Raw genomic sequence first — 19,843 nt, 5'->3', positions numbered from 1 at the left:
CGGAGCGCTTCGCGGCGGGCGGGCCGTGCCCCGGCCGACGGGAGGGCGCGCCGCCGGGACCGTGAGCTCAGCGGACCCTGAGCAGGAGCACGGACCGGGCCGGCACCGTGATCGCCGTGCCGGCCCGGTGCGTGAGCGCGGGCGCCGCGGCCTGGTCCTCGCGGGAGGTGTCCACGACCACCTCGTACGCGGCGGCCCAGGGCGGTCCCGGCAGGTCGAAGGAGACCGGCCGGTCCCCGGCGTGCAGCACGGCGAGGAAGCTGTCGTCGACGATCTGGGCGCCCCGCGCGTCCCGGCCGGGGATGTCCCGGCCGGACAGGTACATGCCGAGGGTCGCGGCGGGCGCGTACCAGTCCCGTTCCGTCATCTCGGTGCCCCGCGCGGTGAACCAGGCCAGGTCCCGCAGTCCGTCCGCCGAGTGGGCCCGCCCGGAGAAGAACGCCCGGCGGCGCAGCACGGGGTGCGTTTGGCGCAGCCTGATCAGACGGGACGTCAGCTCGAACAGCTCCCGCCAGCCGGGGTCGTCGAGCTGGGACCAGTCGACCCAGCTGATCTCGTTGTCCTGGCAGTAGGCGTTGTTGTTGCCCCGCTGGGTGCGCCCGAACTCGTCCCCGGCGACCAGCATGGGCACGCCCGTCGACAGCAGCAGCGTCGTCAGCAGGTTCCGCAGCTGGCGCCGCCGCAGCGCCCGCAGGACCTCGTCCTCGCTCTCGCCCTCCGTCCCGCCGTTCCAGGCCCGGTTGTCGTCGGTGCCGTCCCGGTTGCCCTCGCCGTTCGCCTCGTTGTGCTTGCGCTCGTACGACACGAGGTCGCGCAGGGTGAAGCCGTCGTGCGCGGTCACGAAGTTGACGGAGGCGTACGGGCGCCGGCCGCCCCAGGCGTACAGGTCGCTCGACCCCGACAGGCGGTAGCCGAGGTCCCGTACGTCGGGCAGCGCCCCGCGCCAGAAGTCCCGCACGGCGTTGCGGTAGCGGTCGTTCCACTCCGTCCACAGGGGCGGGAAGGCGCCCACCTGGTAGCCGCCGGAGCCCACGTCCCACGGTTCGGCGATCAGTTTGACCCGGCGCAGCACCGGGTCCTGGGCGATCACGGCGAGGAACGGCGACAGCATGTCGACGTCGTGCATGGACCGGGCCAGGGCCGCCGCCAGGTCGAAGCGGAAACCGTCGACGCCCATCTCGGTGACCCAGTACCGCAGCGAGTCCGTGATCAGCCGCAGCACCTGCGGCTGCACGACGTGCAGGGTGTTGCCGCAGCCCGTGTAGTCCGCGTAGCGGCGGGCGTCCGACTGGAGCTTGTAGTACCCGCGGTTGTCGATGCCGCGCAGCGACAGCATCGGGCCCAGCTCGCCCGCCTCCGCGGTGTGGTTGTAGACGACGTCGAGGATGACCTCGATCCCCGCCGCGTGCAGGGCGCGCACCATCCGCTTGAACTCGCCGACCTGCCCGCCCCCCGTGCCCGAGGCGGCGTAGCCCGCGTGCGGGGCGAAGTAGCCGATCGAGTTGTAGCCCCAGTAGTTCCTCAGGCCCCGGCTCAGCAGGTGGTCCTCGTGCGCGAACTGGTGCACCGGCAGCAGTTCCACCGCCGTCACGCCGAGGTTCACCAGGTGCTCGATCGCGGCCGGGTGCGCCAGTCCCGCGTACGTGCCGCGCAGTTCCTCGGGGACGCCCGGGTGCAGACGGGTGAATCCGCGCACGTGCAGTTCGTAGATGACCGAGTCCGCCCACGGGGTCTTGGGGCGGTGGTCGTCCGACCAGTCGTCGTCGTCCTGGACGACGACGCCCTTGGGGACGAAGGGCGCCGAGTCGCGGTCGTCGCGCACGGTGTCCGCGACCTGCTGCTGGGGCCAGTCACGGACGTGCCCGTACACCTGCGGCGGCAGGGTGAAGTCGCCGTCCACGGCCCGGGCGTACGGGTCGAGGAGCAGCTTCGCCGGGTTCCAGCGGGCGCCGGTCCACGGGTCCCAGCGGCCGTGCACCCGAAAGCCGTAGCGGCGGCCGGGGCGCACTCCGGGGACGAAGCCGTGCCAGATCTCGTGGGTGAGTTCGGTGAGCGGGACGCGGGTCTCGGCGCCCTCCTCGTCGAACAGGCACAGGTCGACGGCCTCCGCACCGCCCGCCCACAGGGCGAAGTTGGTGCCCGCCGTGCCCTCGGGACCGACCCGGAACCGTGCTCCGAGCGGGGTCGGGGCACCCGGCCAGGCGCCGGCGGGAGGCGCCGCGGGATGCCGTGAGCCGTTCAGCGCGGGGGCGGCCGGCTCCGCCGCCGGGTCCGCGACGGCCGGCTCCGTGACCGCCGTCGCGCCGGCGGACGGCGGGGCGGCGGGCGGTCCCGCCGGGTCCGTGACGGTCTGCGCGGGCAGCCCGCCGCCGCCCGCGGCGTGTCCCTCGTGGACCGCCTCCTGCTCGGGTGCGCTCGACACCGGTCAGCCTCCCACGGCTCGTGGAACGGTACGGAAAAGGGTGCGCGGCGTCCCGGTCGCGGCTCCTCGTCGTGTCGTCCTCCCCACTGTTCTGCCCAGAGCGTGCCTCGCACTCACGTTTCCCCGGAGGGGCGGCGTCGTTGGGTCCCTTGTGAAGCACGTACAGACGCGCGCGTGGCGCGCAGGGGCCGCGCTGGCCGCCGTACTGACCTGGGCCGGTCTGCTGGCCGGAGCCTCCGGCTGCACCTCCGGCGGGATCTCGGACGGGATCGGGGAGGCGTTCGGCAAACCGCGCTCGGCCGAGGACGTCATCCGCGTCTCGCCCGACGACGACGCCAAGGGCGTACGGCCCGGGGAGGCGCTGGTGGTACGGGTGCCCGGCGGGCGCCTGGAGTCCGTGAAGGTCGTCAAGTCCCAGGACGCCAGGGAGTCGCCCGTTCCGGGACGCATCAGCGACGACGGCCTGTCCTGGAGACCGGACGACAGGCGGCTCGCCCTGGCCGCCGAGTACACCGTGGACGCGGTGGCCCTGGACGGCGACGGGCACCGCTCGGCACGCCACACCACGTTCACCACGGCCGTCCCCGACGAGCGGTTCATCGGGTACGTCACCCCGGAGGACCGCTCCGTCGTCGGCACCGGGATGATCGTCTCCCTCGAGTTCAACCGGGAGGTGGAGAACCGGGCCGCCGTCGAGCGGGCCATCCACGTCGAGGCGCGGCCGCCGGTCGAGATCCGCGCGCACTGGTTCGGCGGCGGGCGCGTCGACTTCCGTCCCGAGCGGTACTGGAAGCCGGGCACGAAGGTCACCGTGGCGCTGCGGCTGCGCGACGTCGAGGGGTCACCCGGTGTGTACGGACTCCAGTCCAGGACCTTCTCGTTCACCGTGGGCCGCGACCAGAGGTCCCTCGTCGACGCCGCCGCCCACACCATGGAGGTGCGCCGTGACGGCGACCTCCTCGCCACGGTGCCGATCACGGCGGGCGCGCCGAAGTCGACGACGTACAACGGGAAGATGGTCGTCACCGAGATGTTCGAACTGACCCGGATGAACGGTGCCACGGTCGGCTTCAAGAAGAAGGACGGCAAGAGCGAGTACGACATCCCGGATGTGCCGCACGCCATGCGGCTGACCGAGTCCGGCACCTTCCTGCACGGCAACTACTGGGCGCAGGACGTCTTCGGCAACGCCAACGTGAGCCACGGCTGCGTGGGCCTGCGCGACGTGAAGGGCGGCGGCTCCGACACCCCGGCGGGCTGGTTCTTCGACCGCACCCTCGTCGGGGACGTCGTCGAGGTGGTCCACAGCGAGGACAAGGAAGTCGCCCCCGACAACGGACTCGGCGGCTGGAACATGGGCTGGAAGGAGTGGAGGACCGGCAGCGCGGTCGACTGATCTTCGCTCCCCGGTGCAACCATCTTCGCGGCCGATGGTCCAAGTTGCGACGGAACGGTGACATTGGCCTGACACGGAGCTCAAAACCGTGAGGTTAATATGCGCCAGTGATCGCGCGGGACGCGCTGGGGTGGGGGGCCTGATCAGGCCTTGCGAGGGGAGAAAGACTGTGAACGTGCGACCGATATCGGGGGCGTCGGCAGGTGGACGCTCACGCGGCCGCAACAAGCGGTGGGCGGTGATCGTCGGCGGTGCGCTGCTGGCCGTCACGGCCTGCGGCGGAGGCGGGGGAACGGACTCGGGGTCCGAAGGGAAGGACAAGGACGGCAAGGGCAGCACCACCGCGGAGAGCAAGCAGTCGGTGGCCGTCGTCACGATCGCGCCGAAGGCCGGCGCCAAGGACGTCGACACCAGCGGCACCCTCAAGGTCACGGCCAGTAAGGGCAAGCTGACCGAGGTCACCGTCAAGGACGACGAGGGCACGAAGATCGACGGCGAGATATCGGCCGACGGCGCCGGCTGGACGCCCGCCACGCACCTCGCGGCGTCCACCAAGTACAAGGTGCACGCGGTCGCGAAGGACTCCGAGGGCCGCACGGCGGCCGAGGACTCGTCCTTCACGACGCTGAGCCCGCAGAACACCTTCACCGGCAACTTCACGCCCGAGGACGGCTCCAAGGTCGGCGTCGGCATGCCGTTCTCGGTCCGCTTCACCCGGGGCATCACCAAGCCGGACGACGTCGAGAAGGCCATCAAGATCACGACCGAGCCGGCCGTCGACGTTCAGGGCCACTGGTTCGGCAACGACCGCCTCGACTTCCGGCCCGAGAAGTACTGGAAGGCCGGCACCAAGGTCACCGTGAAGCTGAACCTCGACGGCGTCGAGGGCCGCAAGGGCGTCTACGGCAAGCAGGCCAAGACCGTCTCCTTCACCATCGGCCGGGACCAGGTGTCCGTCGTGGACGCCAAGAAGCACACGATGAAGGTCATGCAGGAGGGCAAGGTCGTCAAGACCATCCCGGTGACCACCGGCAAGGCCGGCTACGCCACCTGGAACGGCCAGATGGTCATCAGCGAGAAGTTCAAGGTGACCCGGATGAACGGCGACACCGTCGGCTACGACGGCGAGTACGACATCAAGGACGTCCCGCACGCCATGCGCCTGACCAACTCCGGCACCTTCGTGCACGGCAACTACTGGGGCGGCGGCGCCTTCGGCAACTACAACGCCAGCCACGGCTGCGTCGGTCTGCGCGACGTGCGCGGCGGCTACGACAGCGGCGTGCCGGCCGCCTGGTTCTTCAACCACTCGATGGTCGGTGACGTGGTGGTCGTGAAGAACTCCACCGACCCGACGGTCGACCCGGCCAACGGCTTCAACGGCTGGAACATGTCCTGGGCGGACTGGACCAAGTGATCCCGCCGCACCGGGCCGCGTGACGGCTCTCGTCCGGCTCGCGTGACCGCTCCCCACCGGGCCGGGTGTGCTGTGACTCAGCACACCCGGCCCGGTGGCGTTAACGGCCATTAACCTGCTTACATGACTGTGCATCTCGAAGTGGCCGAAGGCGTGGGTACCATCCGCCTGGACCGCCCTCCCATGAACGCCCTGGACGTGGCGACGCAGGACCGCCTCAAGGAACTGGCCGAGGAGGCCACGAACCGGCCGGACGTCCGCGCCGTGGTGCTGTACGGCGGGGAGAAGGTGTTCGCGGCGGGCGCGGACATCAAGGAGATGCAGGCCATGGACCACGCCGCGATGGTCGTGCGGTCCCGGGCCCTGCAGGACTCCTTCACCGCCGTCGCCCGCATCCCCAAGCCCGTCGTCGCCGCCGTCACCGGATACGCGCTCGGCGGCGGCTGCGAACTGGCCCTGTGCGCCGACTACCGCATCGCCGGGGACAACGCCAAGCTGGGCCAGCCGGAGATCCTGCTCGGTCTGATCCCCGGCGCCGGCGGAACCCAGCGGCTCTCCCGGCTCATCGGCCCCTCCAAGGCCAAGGACCTCATCTTCACCGGCCGCATGGTCAAGGCCGACGAGGCCCTCGCCCTCGGTCTGGTCGACCGGGTCGTCCCCGCCGACGAGGTCTACAGCGCCGCGCACGCCTGGGCGGCCAAGCTCGCGCAGGGCCCGGCCATCGCGCTGCGGGCCGCCAAGGAGGCCATCGACGCCGGTCTGGAGACGGACATCGAGACCGGGCTGACCGTCGAGCGGAACTGGTTCGCGGGCCTGTTCGCGACGGAGGACCGCGAGCGGGGGATGCGGAGCTTCGTGGAGGAGGGCCCCGGCAAGGCGAAGTTCCTCTGAGCCGTCCGCCGAGCCGTCCGTCGCGCCGGCCCGGGGCGCGGCGTCCGCCTCCCGGGCCGGCGCGGCCGGTTCCGCCCTCCCGGTTCCCTCCGGTCCACCCGTGGTTGACGCGGTGTCCTGCCGGTGTCCCTCGATGGGGCGCTTTGCCGCAGCCTTAAGGCAGCCTTAAGCGTGCCTTGTCGGGAGACGGGGCGATTGCCCTCGAACGGTCGGTTCCGGCAGGTCGGACGGGCTGTGGCCGCCTCTGAAATGCCGTTGGCATATGCCTATCGAATGGTGCGGAATGTCCCGTTCCGGGGGGCCCAATCCTTTGGAACGGCCCCGGCGGGGGCGGTGGACGGCCATGATGGGGGCATGGCGGGGCTGGAGGGCATGGAACAGCCGCGGCGGCACGGAAGTGCGACCGCGGCGCGCTGGACACCTGCGGTCGAGGACGAACGGGCCCTCAAGGCGCTGGAGTTGTTCGGCAATCCCGCCGAGGCGGAGGTGCTGCTGCCGTCCCGTCCGGAGTCCGCGGCCACCGCGCGGCGGCTCGCCCAGGTCGTGGTCCTGCGGCACTGGGGGCTCTCCCCGAAGATGACCGAGGACGTCGTCCTGCTCGTCTCCGAACTCGTGGGCAACGCCGTACGGCACACGGGCGCCCGCGTCTTCGGACTCCGCACGCGCCGCCGCCGGGGCTGGATCCGCATCGAGGTCCGTGACCCCTCGCGCGGTCTGCCCTGTCTCATGCCGGTCCAGGAACTGGACCTGAGCGGGCGGGGCCTCTTCCTCGTCGACAAGCTCTCCGACCGCTGGGGCGTCGACCTGCTGCCCCGCGGCAAGACCACCTGGTTCGAGATGCGCGTCGTCGACCGCTGATCCGCTCCGGCCGCCGACCCGCCCGGTCACCGGTCCGCTCCGGCCGCCGGCCGTCGTGGACCGGCCCGTCGATCCGGGACGGCGGGTCCCGCTCCGCTCGCGGGTCCGTCGCTCCCGTACGTCCCCGTGGTTCCGTGTGCCCCTGTGGTTCCGTACGTCCCCGTAGTTTCCGTGGGTTGGCCCCTCGTCCCCGTACGGCCTCGTGCCCGGAAGCCGTGGGGCGACCCGTACGGCCGTCCGATCGGACCAATCGCCGGTTTTCCGTCCCATTCGCCCTTAAATGGTCCGGTGACCACGCCCGCCGAAGACCCGGCAGCCCCCGCCCCGCCCCGGCGCGCCGCCCTGCTCACGGGACTCGCGCTCACCGCGGGAACCCTCGCCGCCGGGGCGGCCGCGGGCTGTTCCGCCGAGCGGAGCACCCGCCCCCACTCCCTCGCGACGCCTCCGGCCGCGCCCGCCGCCACGGTGACCCGCCCGGTCACCGCGCCCGCCCCCCGCCGCTATCCCGCCCAGCCCCTCGAGATCACCCACGGCCCCCGCACCCACCCGCCCCGCGTGGCCCTCACCTTCCACGGCCAGGGCGAGCCCGCCGTCGCGAAGGCACTGCTCGGCGAAGCGGAGCGGGCCGGCGCCCGGGTCACCGTCCTCGCCGTCGGCACCTGGCTGGACGAGCACCCGGACCTCGCCCGCCGCGTCCTCGACGGCGGCCACGACCTCGGCAACCACACCCTGCGCCACCTCGACATCAACGCCATGACGGCGACGGAGGCGGCCGCGGAGATCCGGGGCTGCGCGGACCGCCTCAAGCGGCTCACCGGCTCGATCGGCACCTGGTTCCGGCCCTCCCGCAGTCCCCGGGCCTCCCCCCTGGTCCAGCGCCTCGCCCGCGACGCGGGCTACCCGCACACGCTCTCCTACGACGTCGACTCCCTCGACCACACCGATCCGGGAGCCGCCGCCGTCACCCGCAAGGTGCTGGCCGAGATCCGTCCCGGCTCCGTCGTGAGCCTGCACTTCGGACACCCCGGCACGGTCGCCGCCCTCCCCGCCCTCCTGCACGAACTCGACCGCCGCGGCCTCGGCGCGGTCACCACCACGGAGCTGCTGAGCTGATGCCGACACCACCCTCCTCCCCGCGCCGCGCGCTGATCGCCGGTGCCGCCCTCACCGCGCTCGCCCTCCTCGCGGGCTGCGGCGGTTCCTCCCGGGACCACGCCGAGCAGGCCCGCGCGACCACCAACGCGGCCGTCCGGCCCGCCCCGGTGAAGAAGCCGGCCGTCCAGGGCCTGCCCGGCATGCCCCCCTTGCTGGACCCGGCGGACGTCTACGCAGCCGACCGCCCGAACCGGCTCTCCCCGGTGGTCAAGGACTTCCCGTCCCGCGTCTACGTGCCCAACACCAACTCCAACACGGTCTCGGTCATCGACCCGAAGACGTACAAGGTGATCGAGACGATCCCGGTCGGCAACCAGCCCCAGCACGTCGTCCCCTCCTGGGACATGAAGACCCTGTGGGTCAACAACGACCGGGGCAACACCCTCACCCCCATCGACCCGAGGACCGGCAGGGCGGGCGAGCCGGTCGACGTGCACGACCCGTACAACCTCTACTTCACGCCCGACGGCAAGCACGCGATCGTGATGGCCTCCCTGGACCGCGAGCTCGTCTTCCGCGACGCGCACACCATGAAGACCGTCAAGGCGGAACCGGTCAGCTGTTACGGCGTCAACCACGCCGACTTCTCCCCGGACGGCCGCTACTTCATCGTGTCCTGCGAGTTCAGCGGTGAGCTGCTGAAGGTCGACACCGAGCGGATGAAGGTGATCGGCCAGCAGAGACTGCCCCTCCACGGGGCGATGCCGCAGGACGTGAAGATCTCCCCGGACGGCAAGAGGTTCTACATCGCCGACATGATGGCCCACGGCGTGTGGGTCCTCGACGGTGACAGGTTCACCCAGCCGACGCTGCTGCACACGGGCAAGGGCGCCCACGGGCTGTACATCAGCCGGGACTCGCGCGAGATGTACATCTCCAACCGCGGCGAAGGCACCGTCTCCGTCTTCGACTTCCCGCAGAACCGGCTCACCAAGAAGTGGCGCCTGCCCGACGGCGGCAGCCCCGACATGGGCGGTGTCTCGGCGGACGGCAAGGTCCTGTGGCTCTCCGGCCGTTACGACGCGGAGGTGTACGCCATCGACACCCGCACCGGCCGTCAGCTCGCCCGCATCCCCGTCGGCAGCGGCCCGCACGGCCTCGCCGTCTACCCCCAGCCCGGCCGGTACTCGCTCGGCCACACCGGCATCTTCCGCTAGGCCCGCCGTCGGCGGCCCACGCCCGCACACCGTCGCGCCGCCTGCGGGCCCCGCGACCCGCGGGTGGGCGGGGGCCTCGGTCTCCGTGAGCGCGAGGGGCGGACCGGGCCTCCGTCCGGGCCGTGTGAGATTCGCCCGGGTACTCGCCGCATTGCGCGCTCGGGGAGACCGTTAACCTGACCTTCGTACAAAAGGCTGACGCATGCAGTGATGCACGACGAAGGGGTGGATCGGTGGCCGACATCGAGGAAGCACGCAAGCAGTTCGAGCGGATCGATTCGGACGGTGACGGATTCATCACCGCGGCCGAGTTCAAGAGCGCTCTCGCCCAGGGCGGCGACTGGAACGTCACCGAGACGGTGGCGGAGGCCGTCATCGCCAGCCGCGACCTCAACGGCGACAAGGTCCTCTCGTTCGACGAGTTCTGGACCCACCTGAACAAGTGACGTCGGCGGAAGGGGCGCCCACCGGTCCTTCGGCGGGCGCCCCTTCCGCGTACCCGGACATCCCGGGTCCCCGCGTCCCGGAGCGGGGTCAGACGATCTCCAGGGGCCGGTGCGGCCCGTCCGGGAGCTCCACGGCCACGCCGTCGCCGGGCCGTACCACTCCGCCGGCGAGGACGACCCCCATGATCCCGGACCGGAACCGGGCCCGCCCGTCCGCGTCCCGTCCGACGACCTCCTTCAGGAGTCCCTTCCTGAAGCCGTCGATCTGGGCGCAGGGATTGCGCAGTCCGGTCACCTCGACGACGGCCTCCGCCCCGAGGCGCAGCCGCGTCCCGGTGGGGAGCCCCAGCAGATCGACGCCCCGGGTGGTGACGTTCTCGCCGAGCTGACCGGCCGCGACCTCGAACCCGGCCTCCCGGAGTTCGTCGAACAGCTCCTCGTGCATGAGGTGCACCTGCCGCAGGTTCGGCTGCGTGGGGTCCTTCTCCATCCGGAACCGGTGCTTGACCGTCGTCCCGGCGTGCACGTCGCCCTCCACCCCGAGCCCGGCGAGCAGGGTGACGCTCTCCCGGTTCGGCTTGGTGAACGAGTACGTCCCGTTCCTGCTGACCGCTGTGACCGTCCCGCCCATGTGACCACTCCCCGTTACCCGTTCGTCCGGCGCCCGGTCGCGCCGGTGACCGGCCAAATCGTAAGGCCCCGGTCCGGCCCCCTCCGCGCCCGCACGTGTGGGCGGCACGCCCGCGCCGGCCCGGACGGGCTGTGCGGGCCGGGCCGGTCGGCCGCGCCGTGATGCCCCATCGGCCGGGCTCCCGGGGCCGGGTGGCCCACGCCGTGGACCCCCCGTCTCACGGATTCTGGCTCCGGGCGGCGACCGCGCGAACGGGCCGTCGTCCCGCGGGACCGGAGGACGACCGGACCCGGCCGGAGTGAGCGAAGGAGCGGGCGGAATGCTGCAGTCGTCGAGGAACCAGGAACCGGAGCCGGGTCCGGAACGGGAACGGACCCGCGGGCAGGACCCGGCGCAGGCGTCCGCGGCCGCCGTGCCCGGCAAGGCGTGGCTGATGCTGGCGATCGCCACGCTCGGGTTCGCCGTCAACTTCTGGGCGTGGGCGCTGCTCAGCCCGCTGGGCACGCGCTTCAAGGACTCCCTGGACCTGTCCTCCTTCCAGCAGTCGCTCCTGGTGGCGGTGCCGGTCGTGGTCGGCTCGCTGGGCCGCATCCCGGTCGGGGCCCTCACCGACCGGTTCGGCGGCAGGGTGATGTTCCCGCTGGTCTCGGCGGCCACGATCGTCCCGGTGCTCTACCTCGGACTCGCCGGGCACTCCTCGCTGACCGCCCTGCTGGTCGGCGGCTTCTTCCTCGGCATCGGAGGCACCGCCTTCGCCGTCGGGGTGCCGCTCGTCAGCGCCTGGTTCCCGCCCGAGCGCAGGGGCCTGGCGATCGGGGTCTTCGGCGCGGGCATGGGCGGAACCGCCGTCAGCGCCCTGACCACGGTGAAGCTGGTCGACGCGCACGGACTGGCCGCCCCGTTCCTGATCACCGCCGGGGTGCTGGCCGTGTACGCGGTGACCGCGGCGCTCCTGCTGCGCGACGCCCCGGGGCGCACCGTGCCTGCGGAGCCGCTCGCCCGCCGGCTGGCGGCGACCGTCCGACTGGGCATCACCTGGCAGTCCTCGGCCCTGTACGCGGTGGCGTTCGGCGGCTACGTGGCCTTCTCCGTCTACCTGCCGACCTACCTCAAGACCGGCTACGGCCTGGCCCAGGCCGACGCCGCGGACCGGATGGCCGGATTCGTGCTGCTGGCCGTGGCGATGCGGCCGGTCGGCGGCTGGCTGTCGGACCGCATGGGCCCGGTCCGGGTCCTGACCGGATCGCTGAGCGTGCTGGTCGTCGGCGCGGCCGTGCAGTCGCTGACCCCCTCGCTGGCCCCGGTCGGCACCGTCGCCTTCCTCTCCATGGGCGCCGCCCTCGGCGCGGGCAGCGGAGCGGTCTTCGCCCTGGTGGCGCTGCTGGCCCCGGCCAGCCAGGTCGGTTCCGTCACCGGCATCGTCGGCGCGGCGGGCGGCCTGGGCGGATTCCTCCCGCCGCTGATCATGGGCATGCTCTACGGGGCGTACGGCGACTACGGGGCCGGTCTGGTCCTGCTGGGACTCGTCGCCGCGGCCGCACTGGCCTTCACCGGGACCGGAGTCCGTCAGGCGGTGTCCCGGCGGACCCTGGCGGCCGCCGGGGCCCCGGCGCGGACACGCTGAGGTCCGACCGACGCGGAAAAGGGCCGGCCCGTCGACCGACGGGCCGGCCCTTCGGCGTGCCGGGCGGACGTGCCCGCTCAGCACTCGATGATGTTGACCGCCAGCCCGCCCCGGGCCGTCTCCTTGTACTTGACGCTCATGTCGGCGCCGGTCTCCTTCATGGTCTTGATGACCTTGTCGAGGGAGACCAGGTGCGAGCCGTCGCCGCGCATGGCCATCCGGGCGGCCGTGACGGCCTTCACCGCGGCCATGCCGTTGCGCTCGATGCAGGGGATCTGGACCAGGCCGCCGACCGGGTCGCAGGTCAGGCCGAGGTTGTGCTCCATGCCGATCTCGGCGGCGTTCTCGACCTGCTCGGGGCTGCCGCCCAGCACCTCGGCGAGCGCGCCGGCCGCCATGGAGCAGGCCGAGCCGACCTCGCCCTGGCAGCCGACCTCGGCGCCCGAGATGGAGGCGTTCTCCTTGAAGAGCATGCCGATCGCCCCGGCCGCGAGCAGGAACCGCACGACGCCGTCCTCGTCGGCGCCCGGCACGAAGTTGACGTAGTAGTGCAGCACCGCCGGGATGATGCCCGCCGCGCCGTTGGTGGGGGCGGTGACCACCCGGCCGCCCGCCGCGTTCTCCTCGTTGACCGCCATCGCGTAGAGGGTGATCCACTCCATCGCGTGGGCCAGCGGGTCGCCCTCGGCACGCAGCTGGCGGGCCGAGAGGGGGGCGCGGCGGCGGACCTTGAGGCCGCCGGGCAGGATGCCCTCGCGGGTCATGCCGCGCGAGACGCAGGCCTGCATCACGCGCCAGATCCCGAGGAGCCCCTCGCGGATCTCCTCCTCGGTGCGCCAGGCCCGCTCGTTCTCCAGCATCAGGGCGGAGATCGACAGACCGGTCTCCTTCGTGAGCCGCAGCAGCTCGTCACCCGTGCGGAACGGGTACTTCAGGACCGTGTCGTCGAGCTTGATGCGGTCCTCGCCCACCGCGTCCTCGTCGACCACGAAGCCGCCGCCGACCGAGTAGTACGTCTTCTCCAGGACGAGGGCGCCCGAGGCGTCGTACGCGAAGATCGTCATGCCGTTGGCGTGGTACGGCAGGGCCTTGCGGCGGTGCAGGACCAGGTCGTCGTCGAAGGAGAAGGCGATCTCGTGCTCGCCGAGCAGCCGGATCCGGCCCGAGGCCTTGATCTGCTCGACCCGCTCGTCGGCGCCCTCCACGTCCACCGTCCGGGGCGAGGAGCCCTCCAGGCCGAGCAGCACCGCCTTGGGGGTGCCGTGGCCGTGGCCGGTCGCGCCCAGGGAGCCGTACAGCTCGGCGCGTATCGAGGTGACCGGGGCCAGCAGGCCCTCGTTGCGCAGCCGCCGGGCGAACATGCGCGCGGCGCGCATCGGGCCCACCGTGTGGGAGCTGGACGGGCCGATGCCGATCGAGAACAGGTCGAAGACCGAGATGGCCACGGGAACTCCTTGCTGGTTTCGCCGGACGCCGTTGTCCGGCCGAGGTGGTGCGTGACTGCATGGAACGGGGCACCGCGCTCTGCTTCCAGTGTGCGCGGTGCCCCGGATGTCCGTACGAATAGAGACCGTACGGGTGAAAAGGAAATGAAGGAAATCCTACGGAACTACTTCAGGCCGGGGTACAACGGGTGCTTGTCGGCCAGAGCGGACACACGGGCCTTCAGGGACTCCGTGTCGTAGGACGGCTTCAGCGTCTCGGCGATGATGTCCGCGACCTCGGCGAAGTCCTCGGCGCCGAAGCCGCGGGTGGCGAGGGCGGGCGTGCCGATGCGCAGGCCGGAGGTGACCATCGGCGGGCGCGGGTCGTTCGGGATGGCGTTGCGGTTGACCGTGATGCCGACCTCGTGGAGGCGGTCCTCGGCCTGCTGCCCGTCCAGCTCGGAGTCGCGCAGGTCGACCAGGACCAGGTGCACGTCCGTGCCCCCGGACAGGACGTCCACGCCGACGGCCTTCACGTCGTCCTGGACCAGACGCTCGGCCAGGATGCGCGCGCCGTCCAGCGTGCGCTGCTGGCGCTCCTTGAAGTCGTCCGAGGCGGCGACCTTGAAGGAGACGGCCTTGGCGGCGATCACGTGCTCCAGGGGGCCGCCCTGGAAGCCCGGGAAGACCGAGGAGTTCAGCTTCTTCGCGAACTCCTTCTTCGCCAGGATGATGCCGCCGCGGGGACCGCCGAGGGTCTTGTGCGTGGTGGAGGTGACCACGTCCGCGAACGGGACCGGGTTCGGGTGCAGACCCGCCGCGACCAGACCCGCGAAGTGGGCCATGTCGACCCACAGGAAGGCCCCGGCCTCGTCCGCGATCCGGCGGAACTCGGCGAAGTCGAGCTGCCGCGGGTACGCCGACCAGCCCGCGATGATCACCTTCGGGCGGTGCTCCTTGGCGAGCCGCTCGACCTCGGCCATGTCGACCAGGCCGGCCTCGTCCACGTGGTACGCGACCACGTCGAACTGCTTGCCCGAGAAGTTCAGGCGCATGCCGTGGGTCAGGTGGCCGCCGTGGGCCAGGTCCAGGCCGAGGATGGTGTCGCCGGGCTGGGCGAGCGCGAACAGCGCGGCCTGGTTGGCGGAGGCGCCCGAGTGGGGCTGCACGTTGGCGTACTCGGCGCCGAACAGGTCCTTGACCCGGTCGATGGCGATCTGCTCGGCCACGTCGACGTGCTCGCAGCCGCCGTAGTAGCGGCGGCCCGGGTAGCCCTCGGCGTACTTGTTGGTCAGGACCGAGCCCTGGGCCTCCATGACCGCGACCGGAGCGAAGTTCTCCGAGGCGATCATCTCCAGGGTCGACTGCTGGCGGTGCAGCTCGGCGTCGACGGCGGCCGCGACGTCCGGGTCGAGCTCGTGGAGGGGGGTGTTCATGAGCGACATGTAGGTGACTCCTCAGCCGGCCGTGAAGGCGGTGTACTCGTCGGCGGACATCAGGTCCTCGGGCTCGTCCGTGACGCGCACCTTGAACAGCCAGCCGCCCTCGAACGGGGCGGAGTTGACCAGGGCCGGGTCGTCGACGACGTCCTGGTTGGCCTCGACGACCTCGCCGTCGACCGGGGAGTACAGGTCGCTGACCGACTTGGTCGACTCCAGTTCGCCGCAGGCCTCGCCCGCGGTCACCGTGTCACCGACGGCCGGGAGCTGGGCGTAGACGACGTCGCCGAGCGCGTTGGCCGCGAACTCGGTGATGCCGACCGTCCGGACGCCGCCCTCGGCGTCGGACAGCCACTCGTGCTCCTTGCTGTAACGCAGCTGCTGGGGGTTGCTCATGACCTGAATTCTCCTGTACGCGGTGGAGTGCTGTTGCACGGGGCTGTACGGCCTTGATTACGCGGGGGAATCAGCCGGTTGCTGCGTGCTACGGTTGTGTCGTTTCCCGGGCTGGTTTCAACCCGGCTGGCGCTGATCGCGTCAGACTCGATGGCTTGCCTGGTCATCGAGCAGCGTGAGTCAGGAATCCCTTGCCTTCGTGGTCAGGGAGGATTCAATTCTGGCGCTTGTAGAAGGGGAGCGAGACGACCTGGTGCGGCTCGCTTTTCCCTCGGATGTCCACGCCCACCCCGGCGGTGCCCGGCGCGGCGTGCGCGGCGTCGACGTACGCCATGGCGATCGGCCTGCCCAGCGTGGGGGAGGGGGCGCCGGAGGTGACCTCGCCGATCACCTCGCCGCCGGCGACGACCGAGAACCCGGCGCGCGGCACGCGGCGCCCCTCGGCGATCAGGCCGACGAGGACCCGCGGCGGGTTCTGCTCGGCACGCGAGGCGGCCTCCTGGAGCGCCGCGCGCCCCACGAAGTCGCCGTCCTTCTCGAACTTCACGACCCGGCCGAGACCGGCGTCGAAGGGGGTCAGCGAGGTGGTCAGCTCGTGCCCGTACAGCGGCATGCCAGCCTCCAGGCGCAGCGTGTCGCGGCAGGACAGACCGCAGGGGACGAGACCGGCCGGGGCGCCCGCGTCGGTGAGCGCCTGCCACACCTTCTCGGCGTCGGCGGGGGCGACGAACAGCTCGAAGCCGTCCTCGCCGGTGTAGCCGGTGCGGGCGATCAGGGCCGGGACACCGGCCACCGTGCCCGGCAGGCCCGCGTAGTACTTCAGGCCGTCGAGGTCGGCGTCGGTGACCGTCTTGAGGATGCCGGGGGACTCGGGGCCCTGCACGGCGATCAGCGCGTACGCGTCACGGTCGTCGCGCACCTCGGCGTCGAAACCGGCGGCGCGCCCGGTCAGGGCGTCCAGCACCACCTGGGCGTTGGAGGCGTTGGCGACGACCATGTACTCGTGCTCGGCGAGCCGGTAGACGATCAGGTCGTCCAGGATGCCGCCGTCCTCCTGGCAGATCATGGTGTAGCGGGCGCGGCCGGTGCCGACGGTGGCGATGTTGCCGACCAGCGCGTGGTTCAGGAGGGCCGCGGCCTGCGGTCCGGTGACGGTGATCTCGCCCATGTGGGAGAGGTCGAAGAGACCGGCCTTCGTACGGACGGCGACGTGCTCGTCGCGCTCCGAGCCGTAGCGCAGGGGCATGTCCCAGCCCGCGAAGTCGGTCATGGTCGCGCCGAGCGAACGATGCAGGGCATCGAGCGCGGTGCGACGGGGTGCGTTGCTGCTCATCGGTCTGGCTCCCAGGGCATGACGGCGAGGTCGTTCCTCCCCATCTGTCATCGGAACCTGAGAGGTTCATCAAGACCCCGCGAAACGGTGGTCGTGACTTGCACCTTGGGTGGAGCCGGCGGAGCGGCCCGCTTTTCAGATGTGCCTCGCCCGCGCGGTAACGGTGCCTGAGAGATTCAAGGGAGGGACTTGCTCCTTCGGCGCCCGGGTAACACCTACCCAGGACTCTCCCGCGCGGATTCAAGCGGCCGGTATGCAGTTGGCGCGGCCATCATCGCACGGGCCGCCGGATCACGGCAGCCCGCCATCTGTGACCGGGCTGTGGCAGTCCGCGCACGAAATGGGGAAGCGCAGGGCATTACCTTCTCTTTACACTCGACGGGGATGGGACTCCACATCCAAGGGGAGGACGATCACGGTGAACAGGACTTCGGCGTACGCGACGACCTCGGGTCTCGCACTTCCCGGGCAGCCCGGCGCACCCGCGCGGGCCGCCCGCGCGGCGCGTCCCGCGGCCGTCGTGCGGGATCTCCGTGACCGTGCCGGACGCAGCCCGCGCGGCCTGCGCTTCGGGCCGCACGACGTGGTCGTCGTCAGCGGACTGCCCGGCAGCGGCAAGTCGACGCTGATGCGGCGGGCCGTGCGGGGCACGCGCGTCGACTCGCAGGACACCCGCGACCGCTGGGACGGCCGGGCGGCCGGGCTGGTGCCGTACGCGCTCTACCGCCCCCTCGTCCGCCTCGCGCACTACGCCGGCCTGCGCCGCGTCCTGCGCGAGGGCGGCGGACTCGTCGTGCACGACTGCGGTACGCAGGCCTGGGTGCGCCGCTGGCTCGCCCGCGAGGCCCGGCGCCGTGGCGGTGCGCTGCACCTGCTGCTGCTCGACGTCACGCCCGCCACCGCGCTGGACGGCCAGCGCGAGCGCGGCCGGGGCGTCTCGCGCTACGCCTTCGCCCGCCACCGCGGCGCGATCGCCCGGCTGCTGCGCTCCGCCGAGCGGGGGAACCTGCCCCGGGGGTGCGGCTCCGCGGTACTGATCGACCGAGAGGCGGCGGACGTGCTGCGAAGCATCGATTTCGGCCACTGACGGACCGCGCGGACCCACCGGGCCCGTCCGGCGGACCACGACGCGGACGCGGGTCCGCGGGAGGACGCGGGTCCGCGGGCCGTCCCCGGCCCCGATCCGCCGCGCAGGCCCTAACCTTTCCAGCCGGAACAATGGTTCGAAGCGGACGGTAGACAGATGGACTTCCCGGCACAGGCGCACCCCCATCCGCACGGCGGTTGGCCCGGCAACGAGCTGGAGGAGGTGTTGTCCTCCTCCCTCGGCGTGCCGGGGCCCTCGGCGGCCGCCCGCATCGTCGAGGTGCTCGGGCGCAGCTTCGTGTGGGTGCCGCTGCCCAACGGCGGCGGCCCGCAGACCGGTCCGCTCGACCTGCCCACCATGGACATCGGCGGCCAGGTCCACGTCCCCGTCTTCAGCTCCGAGGAGCAGTTCCGCCAGGTCGTCGGCGGCCACATGTCGTACACGATCGCGCCCGCCGTGGAGTTCGCCCGCGGTCTTCCCCCGCAGGTCGGCATCGTGGTGAACCCGGACGGCGTGGTCGGCGTGCCGCTGCCGCCGCCGGCCGTCGCCGAGCTGTGCCGGGCCGGGCGGACCGAGCTGGACGGGGCGGCGACCGGGGGCCGCGTGCGGCTCTTCGAGCCCGACTGGCAGGACGACCCGGTGGACTTCCTCGCCGCGGCCTCGGCGGAGTTCGCCGCGACCGGCGTCGTCCTGAGCGCCCGCCGCTGTCTGGCCAGCATCGAGGGCGACGCACCGGTCATGTTCGTCGGCGTCGAGCTCTCGGCGTGGGAGGGCGACGTCCGGGCCCTGCCCCTGGACGCCCTGGGCCGCGCCCTGGGCCGTGTCCCGGTGAACGTCCCGGTGAACCTGGTCCTCCTCGACGTGGCGCAGGATCCGGTCGCCGACTGGATGCGGGACCGGGTGCGGCCCTTCTACCAGCACGGCCACTGAAAGGCGCCCGCGGCGGGGGCGCCCGGCCGGGCCGCGCACCCCCGCCGCGGGGGTTCCGGGTCGCCCCGCGCGGGGGTTCCCGGCTCTCGACTGCTTCACCCGGCGGAGCACGATCGCCGCATAAGCTGGTTTCATGGCCTGGTCGAGGTGTTGACCCATGTCGGTAAACCGGGGTACCTCGGGCACAAGGGATGAGTTCGTCGTGAATTGTTCGCGAAGGGGCGGTTGAGGGTGAGCGCGTCGGGCACGGCCGCGGCCGGGCAGGTCGAGCACATGCTGCGCCAGGTGACTCCCGGGCGTTACGACGCCTACGAGGCGCTCCTTCGCGCGCTCGCGACACCGTCTTCCGGCCAGGTGTGGATGCTGCTCTGGCACGGCCAGGCGGGCTCTCCGGACGCCCAGTACGGGAACATGGAGGTGGACGGCTTCGGGTACGCGCCCTGCGTCACCTCCGCCCAGGAGCTCTCGGCCAGCGGCTGGAACCGCAGTTACGAGGTCGTGGACGGGCTGGACGTCGCCCGCACCCTGTACCCCGACCACTTCGGCCTCTGGCTCAATCCGCACGCTCCGAACGGCGGCCTCGGTATCCCGTGGCTGGATCTGCGCCGTATCGCCACGGGTCTGGAGCGGCAGCCCGCCGGCCCGCTGAGCCTGTCCGAACCGGGCATCGAGATCCCGCAGTTCTACGCCCTGCTCACGCAGAACGCCCATCGCACCCCGGCCGTACGGTCGTTGCGCCGCGCCTGGGTCCAACCCACTCTCGGGGCGCCGTATCTGGCCATCGGTCTCGACGTGTACGACACCTCGCCGCCCGCCGTCGACTCGGTCCGGGCGATGATGCAGCAGTCCGTCGGCGCGGTTCCGGACGGGCTGCCGGTCTCCACCGTCGCGATGTCGGACGAGTTCGACCCGGTGGCGATGTGGCTGCGTGCGAACGCACGCCCGTTCTACGACCGCGAGGCCCACGCGGCTCCCTCGCAGGCGCCGACGGCGGGCGGTTACGGCTATCCGCCGGCCCGCGGCGGTTACTGAGAGCGTTCCGGATTCCGGACCCCCTCGCATAACCGTGCGAGAACTGCTGGCATCATGAGACTGCACACAGCCTTCGTGAAGCGTGCATTCCATGCTGCTGACCTGCAGGGAAGCGGATAGATGTGCCTATTGTCCCATTTTGGCGGGGCTCCTGGTCAAAACGGACTCTGTGAGTCTTTTGAGATCAATTGGCAATCGTCCGACT

Annotated in this window: 17 protein-coding genes and 1 riboswitch; of the genes, 11 read left to right on the top strand and 6 right to left on the bottom strand. The window is 71.8% G+C overall.

What is annotated here, in order from left to right; all coding sequences use genetic code 11:
• Positions 1-67: 67 nt before the first annotated feature.
• Complete coding sequence (gene glgX, locus ACFW6B_RS05195) at positions 68-2,422, bottom strand: glycogen debranching protein GlgX (protein WP_386592148.1); 2,355 nt, start codon at positions 2,420-2,422, stop codon at positions 68-70.
• A gap of 151 nt (positions 2,423-2,573) precedes the next feature.
• Between glgX and ACFW6B_RS05190 the strand changes: the two genes are divergently transcribed.
• From ACFW6B_RS05190 to ACFW6B_RS05160, 7 genes are all read left to right on the top strand, one after another.
• On the top strand, positions 2,574-3,818 hold the full coding sequence (locus tag ACFW6B_RS05190) for an Ig-like domain-containing protein (RefSeq protein ID WP_386592146.1): 1,245 nt from the start codon (positions 2,574-2,576) through the stop codon (positions 3,816-3,818).
• 169 nt (positions 3,819-3,987) lie between these two features.
• Positions 3,988-5,235, top strand: coding sequence for an Ig-like domain-containing protein (locus ACFW6B_RS05185; protein ID WP_386592144.1), 1,248 nt, complete (start codon positions 3,988-3,990; stop codon positions 5,233-5,235).
• 123 nt (positions 5,236-5,358) lie between these two features.
• Entirely contained in the window at positions 5,359-6,126 is a 768-nt protein-coding gene (locus ACFW6B_RS05180; protein ID WP_386592142.1) for an enoyl-CoA hydratase/isomerase family protein, read from the top strand.
• Between the two features lie 249 nt (positions 6,127-6,375).
• Positions 6,376-6,984, top strand: a complete 609-nt coding sequence (locus tag ACFW6B_RS05175; RefSeq protein WP_386592140.1) for an ATP-binding protein — start codon at positions 6,376-6,378, stop codon at positions 6,982-6,984.
• Between the two features lie 288 nt (positions 6,985-7,272).
• The gene (locus ACFW6B_RS05170) at positions 7,273-8,097 is read left to right on the top strand and encodes a polysaccharide deacetylase family protein (protein ID WP_386592138.1); all 825 of its coding nucleotides are present in this window, start codon (positions 7,273-7,275) and stop codon (positions 8,095-8,097) included.
• Complete coding sequence (locus ACFW6B_RS05165; RefSeq protein ID WP_386592137.1) at positions 8,097-9,296, top strand: YncE family protein; 1,200 nt, start codon at positions 8,097-8,099, stop codon at positions 9,294-9,296. The genes ACFW6B_RS05170 and ACFW6B_RS05165 overlap by 1 nt, the downstream gene beginning before the upstream one ends.
• 233 nt (positions 9,297-9,529) lie before the next feature.
• Positions 9,530-9,742: an EF-hand domain-containing protein gene (locus tag ACFW6B_RS05160; RefSeq protein ID WP_386592135.1), complete on the top strand. Its 213-nt coding sequence runs from the start codon at positions 9,530-9,532 to the stop codon at positions 9,740-9,742.
• A gap of 88 nt (positions 9,743-9,830) precedes the next feature.
• Here ACFW6B_RS05160 and ACFW6B_RS05155 read toward each other — a convergent pair whose 3' ends face one another.
• Entirely contained in the window at positions 9,831-10,373 is a 543-nt protein-coding gene (locus tag ACFW6B_RS05155; protein ID WP_386592133.1) for an MOSC domain-containing protein, read from the bottom strand.
• A 319-nt stretch (positions 10,374-10,692) separates the two neighbouring features.
• Between ACFW6B_RS05155 and ACFW6B_RS05150 the strand changes: the two genes are divergently transcribed.
• Positions 10,693-11,997, top strand: a complete 1,305-nt coding sequence (locus ACFW6B_RS05150; protein ID WP_386592131.1) for a nitrate/nitrite transporter — start codon at positions 10,693-10,695, stop codon at positions 11,995-11,997.
• 77 nt (positions 11,998-12,074) lie between these two features.
• Here the strand turns inward: ACFW6B_RS05150 and ACFW6B_RS05145 are convergent, their stop codons facing one another.
• The 4 genes from ACFW6B_RS05145 to gcvT all read right to left on the bottom strand — a co-directional run bounded on the left by ACFW6B_RS05145 (position 12,075) and on the right by gcvT (position 16,589).
• The gene (locus tag ACFW6B_RS05145) at positions 12,075-13,442 is read right to left on the bottom strand and encodes an L-serine ammonia-lyase (protein ID WP_386592129.1); all 1,368 of its coding nucleotides are present in this window, start codon (positions 13,440-13,442) and stop codon (positions 12,075-12,077) included.
• Between the two features lie 164 nt (positions 13,443-13,606).
• On the bottom strand, positions 13,607-14,866 hold the full coding sequence (gene glyA / locus ACFW6B_RS05140; RefSeq protein ID WP_386592127.1) for a serine hydroxymethyltransferase: 1,260 nt from the start codon (positions 14,864-14,866) through the stop codon (positions 13,607-13,609).
• A 12-nt stretch (positions 14,867-14,878) separates the two neighbouring features.
• A complete protein-coding gene (gene gcvH, locus ACFW6B_RS05135; protein WP_386592125.1) occupies positions 14,879-15,256 on the bottom strand; it encodes a glycine cleavage system protein GcvH in 378 nt (125 codons plus the stop codon).
• 214 nt (positions 15,257-15,470) lie between these two features.
• A complete protein-coding gene (gene gcvT / locus ACFW6B_RS05130) occupies positions 15,471-16,589 on the bottom strand; it encodes a glycine cleavage system aminomethyltransferase GcvT (protein WP_386592123.1) in 1,119 nt (372 codons plus the stop codon).
• 145 nt (positions 16,590-16,734) lie between these two features.
• Positions 16,735-16,832, bottom strand: a riboswitch (glycine riboswitch).
• Between the two features lie 169 nt (positions 16,833-17,001).
• On the opposite strand from gcvT, the gene ACFW6B_RS05125 reads away from it, so the two are divergent.
• From ACFW6B_RS05125 to ACFW6B_RS05115, 3 genes are all read left to right on the top strand, one after another.
• Positions 17,002-17,676 carry an AAA family ATPase gene (locus ACFW6B_RS05125; RefSeq protein WP_386592191.1) on the top strand — a complete coding sequence of 225 codons (675 nt, stop codon included), beginning with the start codon at positions 17,002-17,004 and terminating at the stop codon, positions 17,674-17,676.
• A gap of 156 nt (positions 17,677-17,832) precedes the next feature.
• Positions 17,833-18,606, top strand: coding sequence for an enhanced serine sensitivity protein SseB C-terminal domain-containing protein (locus ACFW6B_RS05120; protein ID WP_386592121.1), 774 nt, complete (start codon positions 17,833-17,835; stop codon positions 18,604-18,606).
• 231 nt (positions 18,607-18,837) lie between these two features.
• Positions 18,838-19,638, top strand: coding sequence for an enhanced serine sensitivity protein SseB C-terminal domain-containing protein (locus tag ACFW6B_RS05115; RefSeq protein ID WP_386592119.1), 801 nt, complete (start codon positions 18,838-18,840; stop codon positions 19,636-19,638).
• Positions 19,639-19,843 lie beyond the last annotated feature (205 nt).

Source organism: Streptomyces sp. NPDC058751, assembly GCF_042746485.1.
Classification (GTDB): Bacteria; Actinomycetota; Actinomycetes; order Streptomycetales; family Streptomycetaceae; genus Streptomyces.
This window is presented reverse-complemented; position numbering and strand designations above follow the sequence as displayed.

Excerpts from the sequence above, each read along its gene's own strand:
- ACFW6B_RS05180 (WP_386592142.1), top strand. The coding sequence starts at position 5,359 with ATGACTGTGCATCTCGAAGTGGCCGAAGGCGTGGGTACCATCCGCCTG.
- ACFW6B_RS05175 (WP_386592140.1), top strand. The coding sequence starts at position 6,376 with ATGCCGTTGGCATATGCCTATCGAATGGTGCGGAATGTCCCGTTCCGG.
- ACFW6B_RS05165 (WP_386592137.1), top strand. The coding sequence starts at position 8,097 with ATGCCGACACCACCCTCCTCCCCGCGCCGCGCGCTGATCGCCGGTGCC.
- ACFW6B_RS05155 (WP_386592133.1), bottom strand. The coding sequence starts at position 10,373 with ATGGGCGGGACGGTCACAGCGGTCAGCAGGAACGGGACGTACTCGTTC.
- ACFW6B_RS05150 (WP_386592131.1), top strand. The coding sequence starts at position 10,693 with ATGCTGCAGTCGTCGAGGAACCAGGAACCGGAGCCGGGTCCGGAACGG.
- glyA (WP_386592127.1), bottom strand. The coding sequence starts at position 14,866 with ATGTCGCTCATGAACACCCCCCTCCACGAGCTCGACCCGGACGTCGCG.
- gcvH (WP_386592125.1), bottom strand. The coding sequence starts at position 15,256 with ATGAGCAACCCCCAGCAGCTGCGTTACAGCAAGGAGCACGAGTGGCTG.
- gcvT (WP_386592123.1), bottom strand. The coding sequence starts at position 16,589 with ATGAGCAGCAACGCACCCCGTCGCACCGCGCTCGATGCCCTGCATCGT.
- ACFW6B_RS05120 (WP_386592121.1), top strand. The coding sequence starts at position 17,833 with ATGGACTTCCCGGCACAGGCGCACCCCCATCCGCACGGCGGTTGGCCC.